The 22,369-nt window shown below is 67.9% G+C and carries 24 protein-coding genes; 8 read left to right on the top strand and 16 right to left on the bottom strand.

The window, feature by feature from the left end; all coding sequences use genetic code 11:
* Positions 1–109: 109 nt before the first annotated feature.
* From DZC73_RS04090 to DZC73_RS04070, 5 genes are all read right to left on the bottom strand, one after another.
* On the bottom strand, positions 110–2,038 hold the full coding sequence (locus DZC73_RS04090) for a methyl-accepting chemotaxis protein (RefSeq protein ID WP_124538895.1): 1,929 nt from the start codon (positions 2,036–2,038) through the stop codon (positions 110–112).
* A gap of 144 nt (positions 2,039–2,182) precedes the next feature.
* A complete protein-coding gene (locus DZC73_RS04085) occupies positions 2,183–2,785 on the bottom strand; it encodes a response regulator (RefSeq protein WP_124538894.1) in 603 nt (200 codons plus the stop codon).
* Between the two features lie 47 nt (positions 2,786–2,832).
* Entirely contained in the window at positions 2,833–5,976 is a 3,144-nt protein-coding gene (locus DZC73_RS04080; RefSeq protein WP_124538893.1) for a hybrid sensor histidine kinase/response regulator, read from the bottom strand.
* Positions 5,977–6,131: 155 nt separating this feature from the next.
* On the bottom strand, positions 6,132–7,130 hold the full coding sequence (locus DZC73_RS04075) for an MBL fold metallo-hydrolase (RefSeq protein WP_124538892.1): 999 nt from the start codon (positions 7,128–7,130) through the stop codon (positions 6,132–6,134).
* Positions 7,130–7,660, bottom strand: a complete 531-nt coding sequence (locus DZC73_RS04070) for an Mpo1 family 2-hydroxy fatty acid dioxygenase (RefSeq protein WP_124538891.1) — start codon at positions 7,658–7,660, stop codon at positions 7,130–7,132. The genes DZC73_RS04075 and DZC73_RS04070 overlap by 1 nt, the downstream gene beginning before the upstream one ends.
* A 98-nt stretch (positions 7,661–7,758) precedes the next feature.
* Here DZC73_RS04070 and DZC73_RS04065 point away from each other — a divergent pair, with 98 nt between their 5' ends.
* From DZC73_RS04065 to DZC73_RS04050, 4 genes are all read left to right on the top strand, one after another.
* Complete coding sequence (locus DZC73_RS04065; protein WP_124538890.1) at positions 7,759–8,466, top strand: Crp/Fnr family transcriptional regulator; 708 nt, start codon at positions 7,759–7,761, stop codon at positions 8,464–8,466.
* Positions 8,467–8,494: 28 nt separating this feature from the next.
* On the top strand, positions 8,495–9,064 hold the full coding sequence (gene dcd / locus DZC73_RS04060; protein ID WP_124538889.1) for a dCTP deaminase: 570 nt from the start codon (positions 8,495–8,497) through the stop codon (positions 9,062–9,064).
* An 88-nt stretch (positions 9,065–9,152) separates the two neighbouring features.
* Positions 9,153–10,025: a KPN_02809 family neutral zinc metallopeptidase gene (ypfJ, locus tag DZC73_RS04055; protein ID WP_124538888.1), complete on the top strand. Its 873-nt coding sequence runs from the start codon at positions 9,153–9,155 to the stop codon at positions 10,023–10,025.
* A gap of 15 nt (positions 10,026–10,040) precedes the next feature.
* Positions 10,041–10,445 carry a DUF1801 domain-containing protein gene (locus DZC73_RS04050; RefSeq protein ID WP_124538887.1) on the top strand — a complete coding sequence of 135 codons (405 nt, stop codon included), beginning with the start codon at positions 10,041–10,043 and terminating at the stop codon, positions 10,443–10,445.
* On the opposite strand, the gene DZC73_RS04045 is transcribed toward DZC73_RS04050, so the two are convergent.
* Both DZC73_RS04045 and DZC73_RS04040 read right to left on the bottom strand, forming a co-directional pair.
* On the bottom strand, positions 10,429–10,695 hold the full coding sequence (locus tag DZC73_RS04045) for a hypothetical protein (protein WP_124538886.1): 267 nt from the start codon (positions 10,693–10,695) through the stop codon (positions 10,429–10,431). The two genes, DZC73_RS04050 and DZC73_RS04045, sit on opposite strands and share 17 nt — an antisense overlap.
* 103 nt (positions 10,696–10,798) lie before the next feature.
* A complete protein-coding gene (locus tag DZC73_RS04040) occupies positions 10,799–11,440 on the bottom strand; it encodes an NAD(P)-dependent oxidoreductase (RefSeq protein WP_124538885.1) in 642 nt (213 codons plus the stop codon).
* A gap of 120 nt (positions 11,441–11,560) precedes the next feature.
* Here DZC73_RS04040 and DZC73_RS04035 point away from each other — a divergent pair, with 120 nt between their 5' ends.
* On the top strand, positions 11,561–12,463 hold the full coding sequence (locus DZC73_RS04035; protein WP_124538884.1) for a LysR family transcriptional regulator: 903 nt from the start codon (positions 11,561–11,563) through the stop codon (positions 12,461–12,463).
* A gap of 36 nt (positions 12,464–12,499) precedes the next feature.
* Entirely contained in the window at positions 12,500–13,627 is a 1,128-nt protein-coding gene (locus tag DZC73_RS04030) for a hypothetical protein (RefSeq protein WP_124538883.1), read from the top strand.
* Positions 13,628–13,630: 3 nt separating this feature from the next.
* Here DZC73_RS04030 and DZC73_RS04025 read toward each other — a convergent pair whose 3' ends face one another.
* The 8 genes from DZC73_RS04025 to radC form a co-directional block, all read right to left on the bottom strand.
* Positions 13,631–14,782 (bottom strand): alpha-hydroxy acid oxidase, encoded by a 1,152-nt coding sequence (locus DZC73_RS04025; protein WP_124538882.1) that lies wholly within the window; start codon positions 14,780–14,782, stop codon positions 13,631–13,633.
* 66 nt (positions 14,783–14,848) lie between these two features.
* A complete protein-coding gene (locus DZC73_RS04020; protein ID WP_124538881.1) occupies positions 14,849–15,751 on the bottom strand; it encodes a LysR family transcriptional regulator in 903 nt (300 codons plus the stop codon).
* 30 nt (positions 15,752–15,781) lie between these two features.
* The gene (locus DZC73_RS04015; RefSeq protein WP_124538880.1) at positions 15,782–16,498 is read right to left on the bottom strand and encodes a cupredoxin domain-containing protein; all 717 of its coding nucleotides are present in this window, start codon (positions 16,496–16,498) and stop codon (positions 15,782–15,784) included.
* A 72-nt stretch (positions 16,499–16,570) separates the two neighbouring features.
* A complete protein-coding gene (locus tag DZC73_RS04010) occupies positions 16,571–17,029 on the bottom strand; it encodes a group I truncated hemoglobin (protein ID WP_124538879.1) in 459 nt (152 codons plus the stop codon).
* Positions 17,030–17,044: 15 nt separating this feature from the next.
* On the bottom strand, positions 17,045–17,968 hold the full coding sequence (locus DZC73_RS04005) for a DUF3034 family protein (protein WP_124538878.1): 924 nt from the start codon (positions 17,966–17,968) through the stop codon (positions 17,045–17,047).
* 104 nt (positions 17,969–18,072) lie between these two features.
* Positions 18,073–19,302: a DNA polymerase IV gene (gene dinB, locus DZC73_RS04000; protein WP_124538877.1), complete on the bottom strand. Its 1,230-nt coding sequence runs from the start codon at positions 19,300–19,302 to the stop codon at positions 18,073–18,075.
* A gap of 42 nt (positions 19,303–19,344) precedes the next feature.
* On the bottom strand, positions 19,345–19,986 hold the full coding sequence (locus DZC73_RS03995; RefSeq protein ID WP_124538876.1) for a Smr/MutS family protein: 642 nt from the start codon (positions 19,984–19,986) through the stop codon (positions 19,345–19,347).
* Positions 19,983–20,657 carry a RadC family protein gene (gene radC, locus DZC73_RS03990; RefSeq protein WP_124538875.1) on the bottom strand — a complete coding sequence of 225 codons (675 nt, stop codon included), beginning with the start codon at positions 20,655–20,657 and terminating at the stop codon, positions 19,983–19,985. Before radC ends, DZC73_RS03995 begins: the two co-directional genes overlap by 4 nt.
* Before the next feature lie 71 nt (positions 20,658–20,728).
* Between radC and DZC73_RS03985 the strand changes: the two genes are divergently transcribed.
* Positions 20,729–21,172, top strand: coding sequence for an FKBP-type peptidyl-prolyl cis-trans isomerase (locus DZC73_RS03985; protein WP_124538874.1), 444 nt, complete (start codon positions 20,729–20,731; stop codon positions 21,170–21,172).
* Positions 21,172–22,107, top strand: coding sequence for a 4-hydroxy-3-methylbut-2-enyl diphosphate reductase (gene ispH / locus DZC73_RS03980; RefSeq protein ID WP_124538873.1), 936 nt, complete (start codon positions 21,172–21,174; stop codon positions 22,105–22,107). Before DZC73_RS03985 ends, ispH begins: the two co-directional genes overlap by 1 nt.
* On the opposite strand, the gene DZC73_RS03975 is transcribed toward ispH, so the two are convergent.
* The gene (locus DZC73_RS03975) at positions 22,108–22,368 is read right to left on the bottom strand and encodes a DUF6587 family protein (RefSeq protein ID WP_124538872.1); all 261 of its coding nucleotides are present in this window, start codon (positions 22,366–22,368) and stop codon (positions 22,108–22,110) included.
* Position 22,369 lies beyond the last annotated feature (1 nt).

The following is a 22,369-nucleotide window of genomic DNA, read 5'->3' as shown; positions in this document are numbered from 1 at the left end:
GCGCCGACTCCCTGGCGAGACTATTTCGCAGAAGGGGCGGACACGATGAAGTGAATAAAACGAATAAACCAGCCTTGTTTGCGCGCTATTCGATTGCTGTGATCAACGCTCAGGCTTCGGTCTTGAACATCGCCACCGTCTGCGCCAGGTGAGCCGCCTGCTGGCTCAGGCTTTCGGCGGCCGCGGCGGACTCTTCCACCAAGGCGGCGTTCTGCTGGGTCACCGCGTCGAGCTGGCTCACCGCACCGCTGATCTGGTTGATGCCGGCGGACTGCTGGCCGCTGGCGGCGCTGATCTCCTCGATCAGCTCGCTCACGCGCTTCACCTGGGTGACGATGTCGCTCATCGTGCGGCCTGCGTCGCCCACCAGCCTGGAGCCGGCCTCGACCTTCTCCACGCTCTGGCCGATGAGGGCCTTGATCTCCTTGGCCGCCTCGGCGGAGCGCTGCGCGAGGCTGCGTACTTCGGAGGCCACCACCGCGAAGCCGCGGCCATGCTCGCCGGCCCGGGCGGCTTCCACCGCCGCGTTCAACGCGAGGATGTTGGTCTGGAAGGCAATGCCGTCGATGACGCCGATGATGTCGCCGATGCGCTGCGAACTGGCGGAGATGTCCTGCATGTTCGACACCACGCGGCTGACCACCTCGCCGCCTTGCACGGCCACCTGCGATGCGGTGCTGGCCAGTGTGGTCGCCTGCTGCGCGGTGTCGCAGTTCTGGCGCACGGTGGCGGTGATCTCCTCCATCGACGACGCCGTGTTCTGCAGCTGCGACGACTGCTCTTCGGTGCGCTGGCTCAGGTCATGGTTGCCCTGCGAGATCTGCACGGCCGCGGTACTGACCGATTCCGTGGTCGTCTTGATCACGCCCACCACCTGCGCGAGCTTCTCCATCGATTCGCCCAGCGCGTGCACCAGCTCGCCCATCTCGTCGCGGCTGTCGGCGCGCATGGGGTGGGTGAGGTCGCCGGCGGCCAGTGCCCGCGCCGCATTCAGCGCCTGCGTCACGGACTGCATGCTGGTGCGCGTCACCATCACGACGATCCACGTGGCGGCGCCGCCCAGCACAGCGATGCTCGCCGTGAGCAGCCACAGCTCGTGCTGGGCGCGTGCAGAACGCTCGGCGAGGACGCCGTCCAGCGACCTGAACGCCTGCGCACTGAGTTCGAACTGTGTGTCGATCACCCGCGTCATGGCCGCGAAGAAGTCGGACGAGGCCATGGTCGGCTTGTCCGCACGAAGGACCTGCTCGTCGGTGAGCTTCAGGCCCTCGTCCACGGCGGCCGATGCGCTGGCGAGCGTGGCCTCCAGCGCCTCGCGGAGCACCGGGTCCGCCTCCAGCGAGCGGTCCATGCGCGCACGGGTGCTTCGGGCGAGGCTGCGGGTGGATTCCACCAGTGCCACCAGGGTGGCCCGTTCGTCGGCCGTGGCCTCGCCCTTGGCGAGCACCGCCGCGCCGCGGGCGCGGGTCTGGCCCAACGTTTCGGTGAGCTTGGGCAGCTCGCCCAGCACGGCATCGATGAGGTAGCTGGAGCCGGCCTCGCGGTCCAGCGCGAGGGTGGACACGTCGGTGATGCCTTCGAGCAGGCCGAGCTCGCGCGCGATCAGCGCGGTGTGCCGCTTGAAGCTGTCCGGTGCCGGGAGGCTGCCGCCGGCCACCGCGGAGGAAAGTTCCTGCCATTCACGCTGGATGTCTGCCAGTTGCGCATCCAGCCCGGTGTTCCTGAACGCCGCGATCGAGGCCTGGGCTGCACGCAGCACCTCGTCGACTTCGCCTTGCTTGCCCTTGCGTGAATCGCGGGCCTTGTCGTTGCCGGCCAGCGCGGCGGCGCTCAGGCCGCGGTGCTGCTGCGTGCGCTGGAGCAGCCGGATCACGTCGCCCGCCGGTCCCATGCCGGCGGCTTCGTGCCGTGCGGCCTCCATGTCCTCCAGGTGGCCCTTGACCGTCATGGCGGTGGGGCCGGCCACCATGCCGGCTGCCAACGCGCCGACGAGGGCGAACTTCTGCCACATCCTCAGATTGGCGATCCAGCGTTTCATGATGTTGTCCCACCCTGCGGGTACTGCTTCACACCGACGGCTTATCGGAAGCAGGGCGCGCGACTTGACCGGCAAGTGCGCGATGGCCGAACAAGGGCGACGACGGTGCGATGCCGCGCGGCGTATTCCCGCCGGCGCACCGGCTCAGGGCAGGTTGTCGGCGGATGCAACCGCACCCTGCAGCATCTGGATGAAGGCGTCTGGTTCGATGGGCTTGGCCACGAAGGTCACGTCGTCGGGCAAGGTGCCCAGCGGGGCGAACTGCCGTGGCAGCTGGCTGGACACGGCGAAGATGTGGCGCGGCCGCACGACGCACTGGGTGGCGAGCTGACGCAGCATCTCCACCCCATTCATGTGGGGCATCACGATGTCGGTGATGAGCACGTCCGGTGCACGGTGGCCGATGGAGACGAGCGCCTGGAAGGCGTTCTCAGCCGTGCTCAGCCGTGCGGCCGGCAGGGCGGCTTCGACCAGGGCCGTGAGCAGGTCGCGGTCGTCGGGGTTGTCGTCCACGATCATCACCGACAGTGGTGCGGCCGGGGCCGAGGTGCCCACGGCCCCCTGGGAGCGGAACATGCGTTCGGCACTGGCCGCCTCGATGCGGCGGTGGCCGCCGACGGTCTTCCAGGCCTTGAGGTGCCCGAGGTCCACCCAGCGCTGCACGGTCGGGATGGAGACACCGAGCCGGCGGGCGACTTCCGCGGTGGAGTAGGAGGCGGGGCTGGCAGGGGTGGTGGTGTCAGTCACGTGTTCAGTTTACGTATTTTGACAGCGGCTGGGACTGCGGTTCGCACCTATGCACTTCGCTGGTGCTCGAAGAACGAGCGCAGCTCCTCGGTGACCTGGGCGTGCCGCTGCGAGAACACCTCCACCAGTGCAGGCAGGCGGTTCAGCTCGCCCGCATCGATGGCCAGTTGCAGCGCCCGGGCTGCATCGGACAGCGCCTCGGCGCCGATGGTGCCGGCGGTGGAGATGATGGAGTGCGCGATACCCGCCGCGCGGTCCAGGTCGTGCGCGACCAGCGCGGCGCGGATGTCGCGCGCGTCGTCCAGCCGCGAGGCGAGGAAGCGGCTGAGGATGCGCTCGTAGAGTTCGTGGCGGCCGAGGCAGCGGTGCAGGCCCAGCTCGAACGACACGCCGTGCCCGGTGTCGCGGCTGGTGTCGCCCGTCACCGGTGCAGCCCGTTCCAGCCCGCGGTCGATGGCGATCCACTTCGCCAGCACAGAGAACAGCTCGGCCGGGTCGAAGGGCTTGGTGACGTAGTCGTTCATGCCCACGGCCAGGCATTTCTCGCGGTCGCGGGCCATGGCGTGGGCCGTCATCGCGATGATGGGCAGCGAGCGCCGGGCCGCATCGTGGCGGATGAGCGCGGTGGCCTGGTAGCCGTCCATGACGGGCATCTGCACGTCCATCAGCACGGCATCGAAGTGGCGCGAGCGCACGTACTGCACGGCATCCTGGCCGTTGGCGGCGACCACCACCTCCATGCCGGCCACGTCGGTGAGCAGCTCGCTGGCGACGATCTGGTTGAACTCGTTGTCTTCCACCAGCAGCACCTGCCGGCCGCGCAGCGAGGCCGGTGCGCGCGAGCCGTCGGAGGGCGTCTCCGTCGAGGCCGCCTGGGCCAGCGCTGCACCGAAGGCGCTGTTGATGGAGTCCAACAGCGCCGCGGCATTCACGGGCTTGGTGAGGCAGCCGTCCAGCTTGTCGGCGGCGGCACGCCGCATGAGCGCGTCGTCGCCGTACGCGGTGACCATGATGATGCGCGGCTGCCGGATGTTCGCCATCGCCCGCACGCGGTGGGCGAACTCGAAGCCGTCGATCTCGGGCATCTTCCAGTCCAGCAGCACGAGGTCGTAGGGCCGCTCGGGCGCGGCGCGCTCGATCTCCGCCAGCCCGTCGCCCGCCACGCTGGCCATGGTGGGTCGGTAGCCCAGGCCGCGCAGCAGGCTCTGGAAGATGTCGCGCGAGTTGGCGCTGTCGTCCACCACGAGGATGCGCAGGTCGCGAAGGCCCTGCACGGGCTGCACCGCTTCGGCGGTGTCGGCATCATCCTTCACGAGCGCGAAGGTCGCGGTGAAGAAGAAGTCGCTGCCCTTGCCGAGCTGGCTCTTCACGCCGATCTCGCCGCCCATCAGCCCCACCAGCTTCTTGCTGATGGCCAGGCCCAGGCCGGTGCCGCCATAGCGCCGCGTGGTGGAAGCGTCGAGCTGGTTGAAGGGCTGGAACAGGCCCTTCATCTGTTCCTCGCCCATGCCCACGCCGGTGTCGCGCACCGAGAAGCGCAAGGTGATGTGCTCGTCGTCGGTCATCACCGACTTCACCGTCACCACCACGATCTCGCCTTGCGCGGTGAACTTCACCGCGTTGCTGCACAGGTTGATCAGCACCTGCTCCAGCCGCAGCGGGTCGCCCACCAGCGCGCGCGGCACCTCGGGCGAGGTGTTGAGCAAGAGCTCCAGGCCTTTCTCCTGCGCCTTCATGCCCACGATGGCGGTGACGCGGTCGAGCACGCCCTGCAGCTGGAAGGCACTGGCCTCCATGTCCAGCTTGCCGGCCTCGATCTTGGAGAAGTCCAGGATGTCATTGATGATGACCAGCAGCGACTCCGCCGCCGCACGCGCCTTGGTGAGGTAACCGCGCTGCTTGGGGGCCATCTCGCCGCGCAGCGCCAGGTCGGTCATGCCGAGGATGGCGTTCATCGGCGTGCGGATCTCGTGGCTCATGTTGGCCAGGAATTCGCTCTTGGCGCGCGTGGCGGACTCTGCGTCGTCGCGTGCGTTGGCGAGCTGGTTCATGGCCGCTTCGAGCTGAGCGGTGCGCTCGCTCACGCGCTGCTCCAGTTGCGCATTGAGGGCGATCACCTCCTGCTGCGCTCGCTTGCGGTCGGTGATGTCGTAGTTCACGCCCACCATGCGCAGCGCTTTGCCATGGTCGTCACGGATCGTGATGGCCGCCGCCTGGATGATGCGCGACTCGCCGTCGGGCCGGCGGATGACGAACTCGGTGGCGAAGGGCCGGTCGCCGCGCAGTGCGGCCTTCACGGCAGCCGTGGCGTGCTCGAACTGGTCGGGCGCGAGCGCCGCCGACCAGGCTTCGTACGCGCCGCTGAAGGTGTCGGGTTTGATGCCGTACTGCCGGTACATCTGCTCGTCCCAGACCAGGTCGTTCTTCACGACGTCCCAGTCCCAGATGCCGATGTTGGCCGAACCCGTGGCGAGCTTGAGCCGCTCCTCGCTGTCGTGCAGCGCGCGGTAGCGGGCATCGAGCATGTCGATCATCCCGCGGATGGAGTCGCGCAGCGTGGCCAGCTCGCCGACGAAGAGCATCTGCGGCGGCTCGGCCGCTTCGCTGCCGTCGTCGCGCACCGAGGCCGCGAATTGCTCCAGGCCCTTCACCGGCTTGAGCAGCAGCTGCCACAGCAGCAGGTAGAGGCTGGCCACCAGCGCGGCGTCCAGCACGAGGATGAAGGCGATGATGGAGCGCCGCCGCGCGGCCAGATCGGCTTCGAGGAACCTGGCGGAGCCGGCCAGGCGAAGGTGCCCGATCACCTGGCCGCGGTAGCTGATGTCACGCTCTTCGAGCAGGCCCGGCGCAGCCACAGGCGGTGCCACCGGCGAGGCCAGCTGCCATTGGGCATCGCGGCCTTGCGCGTAGGTCTTGCCGTCGGTGCCGGCGACGATGCTCTCCACCTCGCGCGGCCGCATGCCGCTCCTGATGACCGCCATGATGTGCGGCGCGTCGAGGTTCCACATGGGCAAGGCCAGCGCGGCCGCCTGCTGGTCGGCGCTGACACTCAAGGCGCTGCGCAGTTCTTCCCACTGCCGGTCGCGCTCTGAGGCGTAGTAGACGGTGGCAAAGGCTCCAAGGAGCACGGTGACGACGGTCACCAGCGCCACGCTGAGCATGGCGGCGATCGACAGCTTGCGATTCTTCATCGCCCTTCCTGCGTGTGTTCATGCCCGGCGGGCACCCCCCACACTCCCTTGGCGCCGAATATACGTCCGGCGTCGATGCCGTGGCATCACCGCAAACCAGCGGAAGATGTGACAGTGGGGCGAGCCGCGTGCACGGCATCACGCCATGCCGGCTCTCAGGGCTTGAACGGCGTGAACGGCGTGAAGGCCGGTGCCATGCGCAGCTCCACGCCGTCGCGCTGGGCGAAGCGGGCCAGGTCGGCCATGGTGGCGCTGAAGTCGTCGGCCAGGATGGACATGGGTACGAGCGGCTCGTCCAGCGGGAGGAAGAAGTCGTCCCAGTGGATGGGAATGACGCGCCTGGCGCCGACCTGCTTGACCACTTCGTTCCAGTACTGCGAGCGGTACTCCGGCGTCTTCTTGCCCAGCGTGCCCACGCCGAGGAACACGGTGTCGGCATGCCGGCCAGCCAGGGCGCCGGGTTCGAAGCCGGCACTGCCTTGCACCAGGATGGTCCGCCCGGAGTTGTGCTCCGCGAGGATGGACCAGACCGTGCCTTCCTTCCAGGCGGTGGCGCGGGCGGGGGTGACCAGCGGCGTCAGGACCGTTTCCGAGGTCTTGCCGTCGCTGAACGGCGTGGGGCTGTGGCGCGATGGAATGAAGGTCAGCTTCCAGGCACCGAATTCGACCACGCTGCCGGCGGTCACGACCGACATGCGGTCCTCTGCAGTACCAAGCCCGCGGCCGATGTTGATGGTGGAAGCCGAGCCCACCAGCAGGGCACCGGTGCGTTGCGCGACCAGCGGGGAGTCCATGGCGTGGTCGTAGTGCGAGTGCACGGGGACCACCGCGGCGAGCCTGGTGATGTTGAGGTGCTTCAGTTCGCGGTTGATGGCGTCTTCATCAGGCCTGATCTTGCTGAAGAAGACCTTGGAGACACCGGGCCGAGAGAAGAATCCGTCGGTCATCCATGCGGTGTCGCCGTCGTCGAAGACCAAGGTGGCGACGCCAGCGAAGCGCACGCGGATCGGCGAGCCTTCGGGCGCTGCCGGCAGCGTAAGGGATTGGTAGGGTTCGAGCGATGGGCGCTTTTGCCACAGGAGCATCAGCGCCGCGATGGCAACCGCCACCAGCGCCAGCAGTGCAAGGCCGGCGCGGATGAGCCAACGGCGCATCAAGTGAGCGGATGCGCGAGGTCGCGGATCATGGTCGGGCCGACCCGTTGCTCGATTTCTTCGAGCAGCGGCTTGCACAGGCCCATGGCGAACAGCACTTCGCCGGTCACGAACATCGGGCCCACCAGCAGGCCGATGAGGTCATCGACGAACGCCGGCTTGCGGCCTTCGTAGTAGTGGCCGATGAACTGCAGCACCCAGCCCACCACGAAGGAGCCGATGCCCCAGGTGAGCCATGCGGCCGTGGTGCCCGCACCCAGCGGCTGGCCCAGCGCCATCAGCACGCCGGTGGCGAAGGTGACGGCCGCGCCAAGCACGAGGTTGCCGCGCGTGAGGTACCAGATGGCGGTCACGCCCCACAGCACCCAGGCGGGCGTGAGGGCCACCTGGTTGACGGAGAAGCCAGGCCGCGACAGCAGCACACCGACGGCGAAGACGATCAGGGGAATCCCGAGGAAGTGGGTCGTGATGTTGCGGCGGTCGCGGTGATACGCCGCGTACTGGACCATCAGCTCGGTGGCTTTGCGCATGAAATGTCTCCTTCGATGCACTGATGCTAGTGCAGCACACCGACACGCGACTGTCAAAATGCCGACACTCCCCACATCGGCGATTTTCCGCACACCCGATGCTGCAGCCCGTCACCTCCCTCACGCACTTGCGCGCAGCGCTGGCCACCGACCCGTGGTTTGCTGCCTGCCCTGATGCGCTGCAGCAAGCGCTGCTCGACCGCGCGCGGCCGGTGCAGCTCGCGCCCGGCCAGCCCCTCTTCGGCCGGGGCGACGATGCCGACGGACTGTGCTGCGTCATCGCCGGCGCCCTGCGCGTGGGCGCCCTGCAGTCCGATGGCAGCGAGTCGCTGCTGGCCTACATCGAGCCCTACCAGTGGTTCGGCGAGATCTCCATGCTCGACGGCCAGCCACGAACGCATGATGCGGTCGCCGACGGCGAGACGCGCGTGCTGCTGGTGGAGCAGCCGCGGCTGTACGAATGGCTGGACGCGAACCCCGCCCACTGGCGCGACCTGGGCCGCCTCGCCTGCGCCAAGCTGCGGCTGGCGTTCTCGGTGTTGGAGGACATCGCGCACCTGTCGCTGGAGCAGCGGCTGGCCAAGCGGTTGTGGCTGGTGGCGCATGGCTACGGTGCGCGCACCGAGGGGCCGCGCCGGCAGATCCGCCTGCCGCAGGAACAACTGGCGCTGATGCTGGGCGTGAGCCGCCAGAGCATGAACAAGGCGCTGAAATCGCTGGAAACGCAAGGCATGCTGGCCCTGCGCTATGGCGTCATCGAGCTGCTGGATCTGCCCGCGCTCGGGGCGGCGGCCGGCGGTGCCTAGAATCGCTGCAATTCCGCAGGAACAATCAATGAGCATCAAGAGCGACAAGTGGATCCGCCGCATGGCCGAGCAGCACGGCATGATCGAGCCGTACGAGCCGGGCCAGGTCCGCCACGCGGCCGACGGGCACCGCATCGTGAGCTACGGCACCTCCAGCTACGGCTACGACATTCGCTGCGCGCCGGAGTTCAAGGTCTTCACCAACATCTACAGCACGGTGGTGGACCCCAAGGCCTTCGACGAGAAGAGCTTCGTGGACATCGAGTCCGATGTCTGCATCATCCCGCCCAACAGCTTCGCGCTTGCCCGAACGGTCGAGTACTTCCGCATCCCGCGCAACGTGCTCACCATCTGCCTGGGCAAGAGCACCTATGCGCGCTGCGGGATCATCGTCAACGTGACGCCCTTCGAGCCCGAATGGGAAGGTTACGTGACGCTGGAGTTCTCCAACACCACGCCGCTGCCCGCCAAGATCTACGCGGGCGAAGGCTGCGCGCAGGTCCTGTTCTTCGAGAGCGACGAGGTCTGCGAGACCTCGTACAAGGACCGCGGCGGCAAGTACCAGGGCCAGCGCGGCGTGACACTGCCCAAGACCTGAGGCCCGCCTTCCCGGGCACACGATTTGCCCCAGCATCCCGAAGGGCAGGCGCGTACGATGCGCCCATGACCACTCCGAGGGATCTGGCATGAAATGGGAAGGCAATCGGGAGAGTGACAACGTCGAGGACGGCCGCGACAGTGGCGGTGGTGGCGGATTCCGTCTCGGCGGTGGCGGCATCGGGTTGGGCTCCGTGGCGATCGCGCTCGTGGCCGGCTGGATCTTCGGGATCAATCCGTTGACCATCCTCGGACTCATGAGCGGCGGCGGAGGCGGCGGCACGGTGCAGCAGGCACCCGCCCACAAGCCGCCCACGGACGACAAGATGGCGAAGTTCGTGTCGGTCGTCCTTGCCGACACCGAGGACGTCTGGCGTGAAAAGTTTCGCGCCGCCGGTGGGACTTACCGGGAACCCAAGCTGCATCTGTTCCGCGGTGCGACGCAGACCGCCTGCGGCCAGGGGCAATCCGCGATGGGGCCGTTCTACTGCCCGGCCGACGAGAAGGTCTACATCGACCTCGGCTTCTACGAGACCATGCGCACCCGCCTGGGCGCGCCCGGCGACTTCGCCCAGGCCTACGTCATCGCCCACGAGGTGGGCCACCACGTGCAGAAGCTCATGGGCGTCACCGACAAGACGGACAACATGCGCCGGCGCATGAGCGAGACGCAATACAACGCCGTGAGCGTGCGCGTCGAGCTGCAGGCGGACTGCTTCGCAGGCGTTTGGGCGCACGACGCACAGGCGGCACGCCAAGTGCTGGAGCAAGGTGACGTGGAAGAAGCGCTCAATGCCGCAACGCAGATCGGCGACGACACCTTGCAGCGAAAGGCGCGCGGCACGATCCAGCCGGAAACCTTCACCCATGGCACGAGCGCACAGCGCGTGGCCTGGTTCAAGAAAGGTCTTCAAAGCGGCCGGGTCAACGACTGCGACACCCTGCAATCCCGGGAGCTTTGAGAAGGTTCATTCCTGATGCGATCCATCCTGAGACCTGCTGCCCTGATCGAGACCTGGTTCGACAACCTGCGTCCCGAGCAGCGCGACCTCGCCCGCATCCTGCGAGCGCTGGTGCAGGATGCGTCCAGCGAACTCGTGCAGACGGTGAAGTGGGGCAACCTCATGTTCACCCACGAAGGCACGCACGCCGTGGCCATCGTGATGCACAAGGACCACGCCAACCTGCAGATCTTCAATGGCGCGTCGCTGTCGGACCAGTTCCCCGAGCTGGAAGGCACTGGGCGCGGCATGCGGCACATCCGCTTTCGCTACCGCTATCCGGTGGATGAAGACCTGGTCCGCGAGGTCGTGCAGGCCTGCGTGGACCTGATGGCGCTGAGCCCGCGCACGGGCCCGGGCGCGCTCACCGAAGAGCACTGATCCAGTCGCAGCGCAGGCGGCCTGCGCGGTGCAGCTTCGCGCGCCAGGCCACGTAGGTGCCCGGCAGGAACAGCAGCGAGATGCACAGGATTTCCGCGAGCGGGGCGCCCAGGATGAGCGCCACCGCACCGCCGACCCAGCCGCTCACCCACAGCGTGACGACGATGTCCCAGGTGTTCTTTTCCATGGGCCGCTCGCGCGAGTGGCTGGTATGCCAAAGCTTGAGCGCATGGAACTGACTGAGCGTCATGGCGGGCTCCCGAGCGACAACGGATGAGGCCCACTGTAAGTCTCGTGTCAGCCTTTTTGAACCCCCAAATTGCAGGAAATGGGCAAGCTTTGTCAGTGGCGTTTCAGTAGGCGAGCGTGAAGCGTTGGCGCACGTGGGCGGACTTCTCCAGCTCGTCGACGATGGCCACCGCGAGGTCGTCCACCGAGATGCTGCCGGGCTTGTCACCGTCCATGAGCACCTGGTCGCCCCCCAGGCGGAAGCTGCCGGTGCGTTGGCCCGGCACCAGCAGCGGCGCCGGGGAGACGAAGCTCCAGGCCAGCTGCGTTTCGTCGCGGAAGATGTTGAGCGCGTCGCGTGCGGTGCGTGCTTCGACGCGGTATTCCTCGGGGAACTGCGGCGTGTCCACCAGCTGCACGCCCGGCGCGACGAACAGGCTGCCGGCGCCGCCCACCCACAGCACGCGGCTCACGCCCGACTGCTTGGCTGCGGCGATGACTGCGCGGGTGCCGGCGATGTAGCGCTGGGCGAACTCGGGTGTGCCGCGCGGACCGTTGTAGGCGCTGACGATGGCGTCGTGGCCCTTGGTCACGGCGGCGAGCTTGTCGGCATCGGCAGCGTCGCCGGCGACCGTGGTCAGGCCGTCCTGCGCTTGCAGCTTGGAGGCGTCGCGCACGACGGCGGTGACCTGATGGCCGCGCGACAGCGCTTCGGCCAGGACCTTGGAACCGACGAAACCGGTGGCGCCGATGAGGACGATGTTCATGGATGTGCTCCTGGGTGAACGGGTTGGAAGTGCATGTCCGTAACGATAGAGACTTCACAATCGCTGCACTAGCTGGTCGATTCAGAGAATTCTGTGAAGCCATGCTTCACAATCCAAGGCATGGACGACCTTCGACGCATGGCCGTGTACGCCACGGTGGTGGAGCAGCGCTCGATGAGCGGCGCGGCACGCCTGCTGGGCATGAGCACTTCCGCCGTGAGCCAGCAGATCCGCCAGCTCGAACGCGACAACGGCGTGACGCTGATGCACCGCTCCACCCGCAAGCTCACGCTCACGCCGGCCGGCGAGCAGTTCTACGAGGGCTGTGCCGCCATGCTGGCCGCTGCCAAGCGGGCGCAGCAACAACTGGCCCATTCGCGCGACGCGCCCTCCGGCGAGCTGCGCCTGTCCGCGCCGGTCGGGTTCGCGCGGCACATCGCGCCGGCGCTCGGCCACACGCTGGCGGAGCATCCCGGCCTCACGCTCACGCTGCTGGTGGATGACGCGCGCATCGACCTCATCGAGGCCCGCATCGACCTGGCCATCCGCTTCGGCCGCCTGCCGGATTCGAACTGGGTTGCGCGCCGGTTGTGCGGCTTCGAGATCATGCTGTGCGCGTCGCCGGCCTTCCTCGCCGCGCAGGCGCCCATCACGCGACCGGAGGACCTGCACTCGCGGCAGTGGCTGTCCTTCGCGCGGCCGGGCCAGGGCTTGAGCATGCAGCTGAGCGGGCCCGAGCGCGAGTCGCGGGCCTTCCGCGTCGAGGCACGCATCCAGAGCAACAACCAGTTCTCCCTGCAGCAGATGTGTGTGGCCGGCCTGGGCCTGGCCATGATGGCCCGCGTGGACGTGGCCGACGACCTCGCGGCCGGCCGCCTCCAGGCCGTGCTGCCGCAGTGGCAGATCGAGCCGCTGGACGTCTGGGCCGTCACGCCGCAGCGCGATGCGCAACCCGCGAAGGTGAGAGTGGCGATCGAGGCCCTGGATCAATACCTGTCAGCCGTTCCTGGGGCGCGGCGTTAGAGACGCCATCAACCACGACAACCCCCTGGAGGAGCCATGAGGAGTTTCGGACACACCCTTCGTCCCATCGCCGCGGCGGTGGCCCTCGTCCTTGCGACCGGCCTGGCCGTCGCCGCTGGCGGCTCGGCCGCTCCGGTGCTCAAGGGCGACCACTTCGTTTACTCCGATGGCACCCGCGTGCGCGCTGCCGACCCGAGCGGGCGCACCGGCACCGCGTCCAAGGACGGCACCATCCGCTACTCCGACGGCACCTCGGTGACGCACGACGTGAGCACGGGTGAATCCAAGATCACGCGCCCGGATGGGACGGTCGATGTGTCCGGCGGCCGCGGCCCCACGCGCGGCACGGACGGCAACTTCCACTACTCCGATGGCGCCACGCTGCGTGGCACCGATCCCTCGGGCAACGCCGGCAAGATCAACCCCGACGGCACCGTCTCCTACTCCGACGGCACTCGCGCCAGCCATGACCCGGTGTCGGGCGACACGAAGTTCGTCGGACCCGACGGCTCGGTGCGCTTGATCAATCCGGCCACCGGCACCGACAAGACGACCCCGGGCACCGGCACCCAGGGCATCGGCGTGCCTGGCCAGCGCGGCCCGGGCGAATCGACCGGCAAGGGTCTGGGCAAGGACTTCGACAAGGGTTTCGGCAAAGGCACCGACAGCGGCAGCCGCCAGAACAGCGGCACGGGAACCGGCAAGGGCACGGCGGCGCCCGCCAACAACAACAACGCGCCCAAGGACAACAGCAGCAAGGACACCAAGGATTCCTCCAAGGACAACTCCGGCAAGGGCGACAAGCAGACGGAGAAGGGCGAGAAGCCCGCCAAGGAAGGCGGTGGCGGCAAGGACAAGGGCCGCACCGTGCAAGACGATCAACCCACGACCAGCCACAACGGCCAGCGGGTGAACAAGGTGGGCGGCACCACGGAGAACAAGACGGGTGACGAATCCACCGGCAGCGGCGGCACCGTCATGCTCAAGCCCGGCCAGCGCTTCGGGCCTGGCGGTCGCACCAACGGCGAAGGCGGCGGGACGGCCGCCACCGGCGGCCACATGCTGTCGTTGCCCGCGGGCACGCTGGTGACCAACCCCAACCCGGTGGATGGCGGCAGCAAGGGCACGCCGAAGGTGATCGACGCCTTCGGTGGCCGCCGCTGATCCTCACGCCGGGTAGGTGCCCGGCAGCAGGATGCTCTTGTCGACTTGATGGATGTCCGTTCTGCCGCAGAACGCCATCGTCAGGTCGAGTTCATTGCGGATGATCTCCAGCACGCGGCTCACGCCCGCTTCACCGTCCGCGCCCAGGCCGTAGAGGAAGGCGCGGCCGATCAGCGTGCCGCGTGCGCCCAGGGCCACGGCCTTGAGCACGTCCTGGCCCGAGCGGATGCCGCCGTCCATCCACACCTCCATGCGCGAGCCCACGGTGTCGACGATGGCGGGCAGCGCTTCGATGGACGAGGGCGCACCGTCGAGCTGGCGCCCGCCGTGGTTGGAGACGATGAGCGCGTCCGCGCCGCTGTCGACGGCCAGCTTCGCATCCTCCGCGTCCATGATGCCCTTGAGGATGAGCTTGCCGCCCCATCGCTTCTTGATCCATTCCACGTCGCCCCAGTTGAGCTTGGGGTCGAACTGCTGGGCGGTCCAGGCGCTGAGCGAGCTCATGTTCTCCACGCCTTTCACATGGCCCACGATGTTGCCGAACTGCCGCCGTTTCGTGCCCAGCATGCCCAGGCACCAGCGCGGCTTGGTGGCAAGGTTGATGAGGTTGGCGAGGGTGGGCTTGGGCGGGGCCGACAAGCCGTTCTTGATGTCCTTGTGCCGCTGGCCGAGGATCTGCAAGTCCAGCGTGAGCATCAGCGCGCCGCACTTCGCGGCCTTGGCGCGGTCGATGAGCCCTTCGATGAAGTCGCGGTCGCGCATCACGTAGAGCTGGAACCAGAACGGCGCCTTGGTGTGCGCCGCCACGTCCTCGATGGAGCAGATGCTCATGGTCGAGAGCGTGAAGGGCACGCCGAATTTCTCGGCAGCGCGCGCGGCAAGGATCTCGCCGTCTGCATGCTGCATGCCGGTGAGACCCGTGGGCGCGATCGCCACCGGCATGGCGGTGGGCACGCCGACCATGGTCGTGGCCGTGCTGCGGTTCTCCATGTTCACCGCCACGCGCTGGCGCAGCTTGATCTTCTGGAAGTCGCTCTCGTTCGCACGATAGGTGCTTTCCGTCCAGGAGCCGCTGTCGGCGTAGTCGTAGAACATGCGCGGCACGCGGCGCTTGGCGATGTGGCGGAATTCCTCGATGTGCGTGATGACGGTCATGGCGTTCGGCAAGGTCAGCGTGTGCGCATGCTAGCGGCGCACGCCGGATCGCAGGCCGAAAGATTTTCAGGCGTTGCCGGAAAGCGCGGCGAGTGCTTCTTCCGACAGCTTCGCGCACAGCGGCCGCAGCCAGTCGGCGAAGGCCTGTGCCGCATCCGACGGTGCGTGCGGCACGAGGTGGTAGAGGCCCGCGGGCCGCGTGGTGATGCCCAGCAACGGCACCAGCACGCCTGCCTTGAGCCATGACGCGGCCAGCGTCGGACGGGCCAGTGCCACGCCCTGGCCGCTCACGGCGGCTTCCAGCGTGAGCCCGAGGTCGACGAACCTGGGGCCTTGGGAGGGCTCGGGCCAGTCGAGTCCGGCGGCGCGGAACCAGGGCGTCCAGGGTTCCAGCGGCGTGCGCAGCAAGGGCGCATGAGACAGGTCAGCGGGCTCGCGCATCGGCGGCAGGCGCGACAGCAGGGCGGGGGAGGCCACCGGCAGCACCACGTCGTGCATCAGCGGGTCATTCGTCTCGCCGTTGCGCACCTCGACGTCGGCGTCGACAGTGCCTGCATCGAGGTAGGGAATCGACAGGACGATCTCCAGCTCGACCCCGGGGTGTGCCAAGGTGAAGCTTTCCAGGTGCGGCACGAGGATCTGTCGCGCGAACGTGGGTGGCGTCCTCACGCGCAGCCGCTGAGTCTTCTGCGCGGCACGGCTGTGCAGAGGGATCGCCGCGAGCATCGCCAGCGCGTTGCTGGTCTGTGCGAGGTACTCCTTGCCCGCCGCGGTCAGCGACAGCACCCGGCCACTGCGCGTGAACAGTGCGGTGCCGAGCAGTTCCTCCAGTGTCGCGACCCGCTTGCTCACCGCGCTGGCGGTGATGTCCAGCTCATCGGCCGCACGCTCGAAGCTGCCCAGGCGTGCCGTGCATTCGAAGGCGCGCAGGCCGTCGATGGACGGAAATCTGACGTCGGAGCCGGGCATGGGCGGATTGTCGCCGCCCGCGGGCTTCCCTCAACCCTTGCGCTTGCGCGGCGTGAAGTTGAGCTGGCCCACCGCCTTCACCGGCGCCGCGGTCACCGTCACGCGCACCGGCGTCTGCTCGGCGAGCTGGTCCGGATGCCAGATGGCGACTTCCGCCGCGCCGTCTGGCACGCCATCGATGCTGGCCTGCCCGTTGGCATCGGTCTTGGCGAAGAAGGGCGTGCCGCTCACGTAGACCTGGCCGCGCATCGACGAATGCAGGTGGCAGCCCAGCCCGATGGGCCCGGCCTGGTCGACCTTCACATCCTGCCAGGAGGTGCCGGACTTCTTGCCCTTGGGGGCGGCGGTCTTGTACTCGTCGGCGGATGCCGACGCCTCCTGCGCGGCATCCAGCCGCAGCTCGAAGTTCTTCACCGACGGCATGCTGCCCAGCGGGCCGCTGGGGGTGGAGCGCACGTGGTGGTCGTAGCTGTCCTTGTTGATGAAGCGCAGCGTGGTGCCCACCGGCACCACCGTCAGGAAGGGCGAGAACTTCAGGTCCTGCTGCACCACCTGCACCGGTGCCGCGGGTGCCTTGGGCGCGACCTTGGTGGCCGGCTCGACCAGCACCACCACGTCCTGCGCGGGCTTGCCGTCCTTGTCGGTCACGCTGATCTGCAGGGTGCCTGCGTTGGCGACGCCTGCGACGCCTGCGACGGCTGCCAGCAGGGCGAGGAGGGAGGGGCGGAGGAGGTGATGTCGACTCATGATTTGATGATAGTGATGATGGTGCCAGGCGCAGGTGGGGTTCCCACCGAGCGTCACGTCAGGGTCTCGGGTTCAGGGCACGTTGATGATGTCCCGGTGCATGGGCGCCAGTTGCGCCAGCATCCTGTTCTGCGCACTGAACGGGATGCCCTGCGCATCCATCGCCTGCTGCAGCACTTCCACCAACGCATTGAAGGCACTGCGGTCGATGTCGAAACCGGCGTGCACCTTCTTCATGTCCGGGCCCTTGAGCTTGCAGGGACCGCCTGACAGCTCGCAGAACTGCGCGACGAGTTGTTCCTTCACGTGCTGCTGGTTCACATCCTTGAAGAACGGGTTCATGCGCGGGTCGGCCAGCAGTCGCGTCATGAAGTCGTCCATCAGCTTGACCAGGCCGGGCTGGCCGCCGAACTGCTGGTAGAGCGAATCGTCGGCGGGAATGACCGGCTTGGCAGACTGCGCGAAGGCGGGCGTCGCAAGGACGATGAAGGCCGCAACGACGGCGAGCGCAAGGCGTTGGATGAAGCGCATGGTGCGTGGTCCCGATCAGAAGGCGAACTGGGCCGAGAGGTAGGTGCCGGTCTGGCGGCGGGCGATCACGGCGGGGACGATGTGCCCGAGGTCCACGTAGGCCAGCGTGAGCGAGAAGTGTTTGGACGGCGCCCAGGCCACGAAGAGGTCGGCCCAATCGTCTTCCTTCAATCCTTCGCCGAGCGCGGACGGGTTCAGGTTGTCGGGCTTGGCGCGGTATTCGGCGCCGATGGCGATGTCCTTGCGCAGCAGCCAGGCCACGGAGATTTCCGGCTGCAGGGAGTAGCCCCCGTGGTTCGTGCCGCCAAAACCGAGCAGCCCATTCTGGTTCGCCTTGGTCGCGCGCAGCGTGCCGTTGACGAGGATACCCTGCGCGAGGAAGAGCTTGGTCGCGCTCACGTACAGGTCGGTGCCGCTGGTGCTGGCGCCCAGTGACGTGAGCGTGGATTCGAGGCCGCCGGCGTGCACCTTCTTGTGCTCCAGGCCGATGGCGACCTGTGGCATCAGCGTGTCGCTGTCGAGCACCGCATCGCCCAGCACGCGTAGCTTGGCGCCCAGGATGTCCTGCTTCAGGTGCAGGCCCGGCAGGCCCAGCGCGGTGCCGGTGTCGCCGGTGTCGAAGTCCTGCCGCGCGATGGAGAACTCGAAGCGGTCCTTGATGCCGATGGCCGCGCCATAGGCGTTCATCGAATAGTCCTGCGTCTTCACGTGCGTCAGGTGCGCCGTGCCGCCGGCCTGGTAGTCGGTGGCGTAGCTGGCGGTCACGGCCCAGGGGGTGAGGCCGCCGCCGGCTGCGCCGTCGATGGTGCTCACGCCGCCGGTCAGCAGCAGCTTGCCGCTGCCCCATCCGAGCTTGGGGGCGTCCTGGGCGAAGGCAGTCGCGCACAGGCAAAACGGCACGGCGGCGGCGCACAGGGCGCGCCCGAGGCGATTCGGCATGGAGTCTCCCAAGGACGTGGGTTCAATGATCATTGCGTTGTGCCCTCTCTTACGCAGGGCAAGCGCCAATGGATGCATGCCCCGCGCCGGAAGCGGTCAATAAATCACGAACCGGAATCGCCGGGCAAGTCGAAGAGGGGAAGCCCGTGGGGTGATGGTGGCTCGCGCACCACAGGCGGCGGTGCGGGTTCGGCGGTCGCATAGGGCGACAGGGGCGCGACCAGGTCACTGAGCTTGGCCAGGGTGCCGGCGCGCACACCCAGCAGGCGCAGTCGGCGCGAAAGGTCCACCCGCTTGAGGCACTCGCCGGCGGCGCGGCGGATGGTGCGGGCGTCCATGGTGTGCGCGCTGAGGGTGAGGTCGCGCGTCACGATCTTGAAATCATCGAAGCGCAGCTTGATGCCGATGGTCTTGCTCGCGTAGCCCTTGCGCGCGAGGTCGCCCGCCAGCTCGATGCACAGCTCGGTGAAGATGCCCGTCAAGGTGCTTCGGTCGCGCACCGCATGCAGGTCTCGGTCGAAGGTGGTCTCGCGGCTGATGGACTTGGGTTCGCTGTAGGTCACCACCGCGCGCTCGTCGCGACCATGCGAGGCCTCGTGCATCCAGGCGCCGTAGCTCTTGCCGAAATGCGTGATGAGAAAGGCCGGATCTGCCGCCGCCAGCTCGCCGATGGTGTGGATGTTCAGGCCCGCCAGCTTCTCGGTGGCCTTGGGGCCGATGCCGTTGATCTTCTTGGCCGGCAGCGGCCAGATGCGGGTCGGGATGTCTTCCTCGGCCAGCAGGGTTAGCCCGTTGGGCTTTTCCAGGTCGGAGCAGATCTTGGACAGCAGCTTGTTGGGCGTCACGCCGATGGAGCAGCTCAGGCCCGTGGCATCGCGCACCGCCTGCTTGAGCCGCCGCGCGGCGTCCAGGCCGGCGTCGTCCTGCGCGCCGGGGATGTCGGTGAGGTCGATGTAGATCTCGTCGACGCCGCGGTCTTCCACCAGCGGCGCGACCTGCCGCACGGCGGCCTTGAACAGGCGCGAATACTTGCGGTACTCGTCGAAGTCGATGGGCAGCAGGATGGCATCGGGCGCGAGCTGGGCCGCCTTCATCACGCCCATGCCGGAGTGCGCGCCCAGGGCACGGGCTTCATAGGTGGCGGTGGTGATGACGCCGCGGCCGGCGTAGTCGCGCAGCCTGGCGTAGCGCCGGGTGCCGTCGGGCATCTGCCGAGGCGTGGAATCGCGTCCGCCGCCGATGATCACCGGCTGGCCCTTCAGGTCCGGGTAGCGAAGAAGCTCGACGGACGCGTAGAAGGCGTCCATGTCGAGGTGGGCGATCAGGCGGCGCATGGCACTACTGGATGGATACCCAGTATTGTAGGCCGTGAATGCTCAAGTGGGACGCAGCAGTACCACCAACGCACCATGTCCGCCGTCGGACCCTCGGGCCTGGGTGAAGGCCAGCACCTGGTTCTTCTGCACCAGCCAGCTCTTCACCTTGGCCTTGAGCACGCCTTGCCGGCCCGGCGAGCCGTTGCCCTTGCCATGGATGACGCGCACGCAGCGCAGCCCCTGCTTCTGCGCCTCGCGAAGGAAGGCCGAGAGCTGCTCGCGGGCTTCATCGCGCCGCAAGCCATGCAGGTCGATCTGCGCCTGGATGGACCACGCGCCGCGGCGCAGCTTGCGCACGATCTCGGGGCTGATGTCGGGCCGGCGGAATGACATCGCATCGTCGGTGTCCAGCAGCGACTCGACATCGAACTCGTCGGAGATGGCTTCGTGCAGCACGGCGGCATCGTCGCGCTCGCGCTGGATCGGCAGCGGGCTGGGGCGCGGCTTGTCCAGCACCACGCGCACCGCGTTGCGGATCGGCGTGACCTTGCCCACCGTGTGGGCGAACAGTTCGCGCTCGCGCTTGTCACGGGCCGCCTTCTCGCGCGCCTGGGCTTCGCGCAGGGCCTTCTCGCGCGCGGCGTCGTGCAGGGCGCGGCGGATGTCGCCCAGGTCCTGCAGGCTTTGCGCGCGGCGGGTCACAGCAGGCCCCGCTCCGCGAAGGACATGACGTGCGTGCTGGAGACGACGAAGTGGTCCAGCACGCGCACGTCCACCAGCTGCAGGGCGCGGCGCAGGGTGTCGGTGAGCAGCTCGTCGGCGCGCGAGGGCTCGGTGCTGTTGGACGGGTGGTTGTGCGCCAGGATCACCGCGCCTGCGCCCAGTTCCAGCGCCCGCTTGAGGACCTCCCGCGGGTACACGCTGGTGTGCGTGAGCGTGCCGCGGAACATCTCCTCGAAGCGGATGAGCTGGTGCTGCGCGTCGAGGAACAGCACGGCGAACACCTCGTGCGCGAGGTGGCCGAGCTGCAGGCGCACGAAGTCCTTGGCCTGCTGTGGCGACTCGAACACCGGCCGCTGCCGCATCTCCTGCGCGAGCGAGCGGCGCGCGAGTTCCATCACGGCGGAGATCTCGGCGCGTTTGGCCGGCCCCAGGCCTTTCACCCGGCGCAGGTCGTCGGGGCTGGCCTGCAGCAAGCCGCGCAGGCCGTCGAAATCGTCCAGCAGCGACTGCGACAACTGCAGCACCGATCGCCCCTTGACGCCGGTGCGCAGCAAGAGCGCGACCAGCTCCGCATCGGCCAGCGCCGCCGGTCCTTGCGACATCAGTCGTTCGCGGGGCCGGGCGCTGGCGGGAATGTCCTTCAAATCCATGATTGCTGCCGCGCAGGCACTTGGCAGGCGGCTCGTAAAATTGCGGCCAGTCTATCCAACCGGCACCTGTCGTGAACCCAGTCCAAAGGGGGTCCTTCCTGACCCTGCACTACCGTCTCGCGGGGCCCGATGGCGCCGACATCATCAACACCTTTGCCGAGAAGCCCGCCACGCTGTCGCTGGGCACGGGCGAGCTGGCCCCGGCGATGGAAGCGCGGCTCATCGGCCTGGAAGAAGGCACCCGCACCACCTTCGAGCTGCCGGCGGGCGAAGCGTTCGGCCAGCGCAACCCCGACCTCGTGCAGCGCGTGAAACGAGGCCTGCTCGACGAGCTGGGCGACCCTGACGAGACCTACCACGTGGGGGATGTCGTGCAATTTCCCACACCCGATGGAGCGGGCTCCTATGCGGGGGTGGTGCGCGAGGTGGGCGACGAGTCCGTGCTGTTCGACTTCAACCACCCGCTGGCTGGCCAGCCGGTGATCTTCGAAGTCCATGTGATCGGGGTGCTGTGATGAGTGGACCGGTGGATGAAGTTCTCCTGGCCGCGCCGCGCGGCTTCTGCGCGGGCGTGGACCGTGCGATCGAGATCGTCGAGCGGGCGCTGGCCAAGTTCGGCGCGCCCATCTACGTGCGCCACGAGATCGTGCACAACACCTACGTGGTGAACGACCTCAAGGGCAAGGGCGCGATCTTCATCGAGGACCTGGCCGAGGTGCCGCCCGGCGCGACCCTGGTGTTCAGCGCGCACGGCGTGTCGCAGGCGGTGCGCCGCGAGGCGGCCGAGCGCGGCTTCAGCGTGTTCGATGCGACCTGCCCGCTCGTGACCAAGGTGCACGTGGAAGTGGCCAAGCTGCACAAGGAAGGCTACGACTTCATCATGATCGGCCACAAGGGCCACCCCGAGGTCGAAGGAACCATGGGCCAGCTCACCGAGGGCATCTACCTCGTGGAGGACGTGGCCGACGTGGAGAAGCTTCAACCTGTGCAGAGCGACAAGCTCGCGGTGGTGACGCAGACCACGCTGTCGGTGGACGATGCGGCGGAGATTCTCGGCGCGGTGAAGCAGCGCTTCCCCAGCATCCGGGAGCCCAAGCAGCAGGACATCTGCTACGCCACGCAGAACCGCCAGGATGCGGTGAAGGTGCTGGCGCCGCAGGTGGACGTGCTCATCGTGGTGGGCAGCCCGACGAGCTCCAACAGCAACCGGTTGCGTGAACTGGCCGAGCGGCTGGGCACGGATGCCTACATGGTCGATGCGCCGGATGACCTGAAGGCCGAGTGGTTCGAGAACAAGCGGCGTGTTGGCTTGACGGCGGGCGCGTCGGCGCCGGACATCCTCGTGCAGCACGTGATCGAGCGGCTGCGGGCGCTGGGTGCGGTGTCGGTGAGGAAGATGCCGGGGGTCGAGGAAACCATCCAGTTCCCTCTGCCCAAGGGATTGAAATGATCAGTGCTTGACCATCCGATGGATGCGGATCGGCTTGACCCCCGCATCCGTCGTCTTCTTCTCATCCCCACAGCTGTCGCAGCCGCCACAAGCCCCGGCCGGCTTCATCGCCCGCTGCAGCGGCTTGCGCGCAAACTCCGGCAGCGACAGCTTCAAGGCATGCGTGGCCAGCACGCGGCGTGCGCCCGCAGGCATCAGCGTCCAGGCGGCATAGACGCCGCAGCCGATCACGACCAGGCCCACGATCATCTGCTGGACCATT

The organism is Rhizobacter terrae, assembly GCF_003852895.1.
Classification (GTDB): Bacteria; Pseudomonadota; Gammaproteobacteria; order Burkholderiales; family Burkholderiaceae_C; genus Albitalea; species Albitalea terrae.
This window is presented reverse-complemented; position numbering and strand designations above follow the sequence as displayed.

What these genes read in the sequence shown, in the direction of transcription:
- DZC73_RS04080 (WP_124538893.1), bottom strand. Translation starts at nt 5,976, where the DNA reads ATGAAGAATCGCAAGCTGTCGATCGCCGCCATGCTCAGCGTGGCGCTG.
- dcd (WP_124538889.1), top strand. Translation starts at nt 8,495, where the DNA reads ATGAGCATCAAGAGCGACAAGTGGATCCGCCGCATGGCCGAGCAGCAC.
- DZC73_RS04020 (WP_124538881.1), bottom strand. Translation starts at nt 15,751, where the DNA reads ATGCCCGGCTCCGACGTCAGATTTCCGTCCATCGACGGCCTGCGCGCC.
- DZC73_RS04005 (WP_124538878.1), bottom strand. Translation starts at nt 17,968, where the DNA reads ATGCCGAATCGCCTCGGGCGCGCCCTGTGCGCCGCCGCCGTGCCGTTT.
- DZC73_RS04040 (WP_124538885.1), bottom strand. Translation starts at nt 11,440, where the DNA reads ATGAACATCGTCCTCATCGGCGCCACCGGTTTCGTCGGTTCCAAGGTC.
- DZC73_RS04090 (WP_124538895.1), bottom strand. Translation starts at nt 2,038, where the DNA reads ATGAAACGCTGGATCGCCAATCTGAGGATGTGGCAGAAGTTCGCCCTC.
- ypfJ (WP_124538888.1), top strand. Translation starts at nt 9,153, where the DNA reads ATGAAATGGGAAGGCAATCGGGAGAGTGACAACGTCGAGGACGGCCGC.
- DZC73_RS04045 (WP_124538886.1), bottom strand. Translation starts at nt 10,695, where the DNA reads ATGACGCTCAGTCAGTTCCATGCGCTCAAGCTTTGGCATACCAGCCAC.
- DZC73_RS04070 (WP_124538891.1), bottom strand. Translation starts at nt 7,660, where the DNA reads ATGCGCAAAGCCACCGAGCTGATGGTCCAGTACGCGGCGTATCACCGC.
- DZC73_RS04015 (WP_124538880.1), bottom strand. Translation starts at nt 16,498, where the DNA reads ATGAGTCGACATCACCTCCTCCGCCCCTCCCTCCTCGCCCTGCTGGCA.
- DZC73_RS03975 (WP_124538872.1), bottom strand. Translation starts at nt 22,368, where the DNA reads ATGGTCCAGCAGATGATCGTGGGCCTGGTCGTGATCGGCTGCGGCGTC.
- DZC73_RS04025 (WP_124538882.1), bottom strand. Translation starts at nt 14,782, where the DNA reads ATGACCGTCATCACGCACATCGAGGAATTCCGCCACATCGCCAAGCGC.
- DZC73_RS04010 (WP_124538879.1), bottom strand. Translation starts at nt 17,029, where the DNA reads ATGCGCTTCATCCAACGCCTTGCGCTCGCCGTCGTTGCGGCCTTCATC.
- DZC73_RS04030 (WP_124538883.1), top strand. Translation starts at nt 12,500, where the DNA reads ATGAGGAGTTTCGGACACACCCTTCGTCCCATCGCCGCGGCGGTGGCC.
- dinB (WP_124538877.1), bottom strand. Translation starts at nt 19,302, where the DNA reads ATGCGCCGCCTGATCGCCCACCTCGACATGGACGCCTTCTACGCGTCC.
- DZC73_RS04075 (WP_124538892.1), bottom strand. Translation starts at nt 7,130, where the DNA reads ATGCGCCGTTGGCTCATCCGCGCCGGCCTTGCACTGCTGGCGCTGGTG.
- radC (WP_124538875.1), bottom strand. Translation starts at nt 20,657, where the DNA reads ATGGATTTGAAGGACATTCCCGCCAGCGCCCGGCCCCGCGAACGACTG.
- DZC73_RS04050 (WP_124538887.1), top strand. Translation starts at nt 10,041, where the DNA reads ATGCGATCCATCCTGAGACCTGCTGCCCTGATCGAGACCTGGTTCGAC.
- DZC73_RS04065 (WP_124538890.1), top strand. Translation starts at nt 7,759, where the DNA reads ATGCTGCAGCCCGTCACCTCCCTCACGCACTTGCGCGCAGCGCTGGCC.
- DZC73_RS04035 (WP_124538884.1), top strand. Translation starts at nt 11,561, where the DNA reads ATGGACGACCTTCGACGCATGGCCGTGTACGCCACGGTGGTGGAGCAG.
- ispH (WP_124538873.1), top strand. Translation starts at nt 21,172, where the DNA reads ATGAGTGGACCGGTGGATGAAGTTCTCCTGGCCGCGCCGCGCGGCTTC.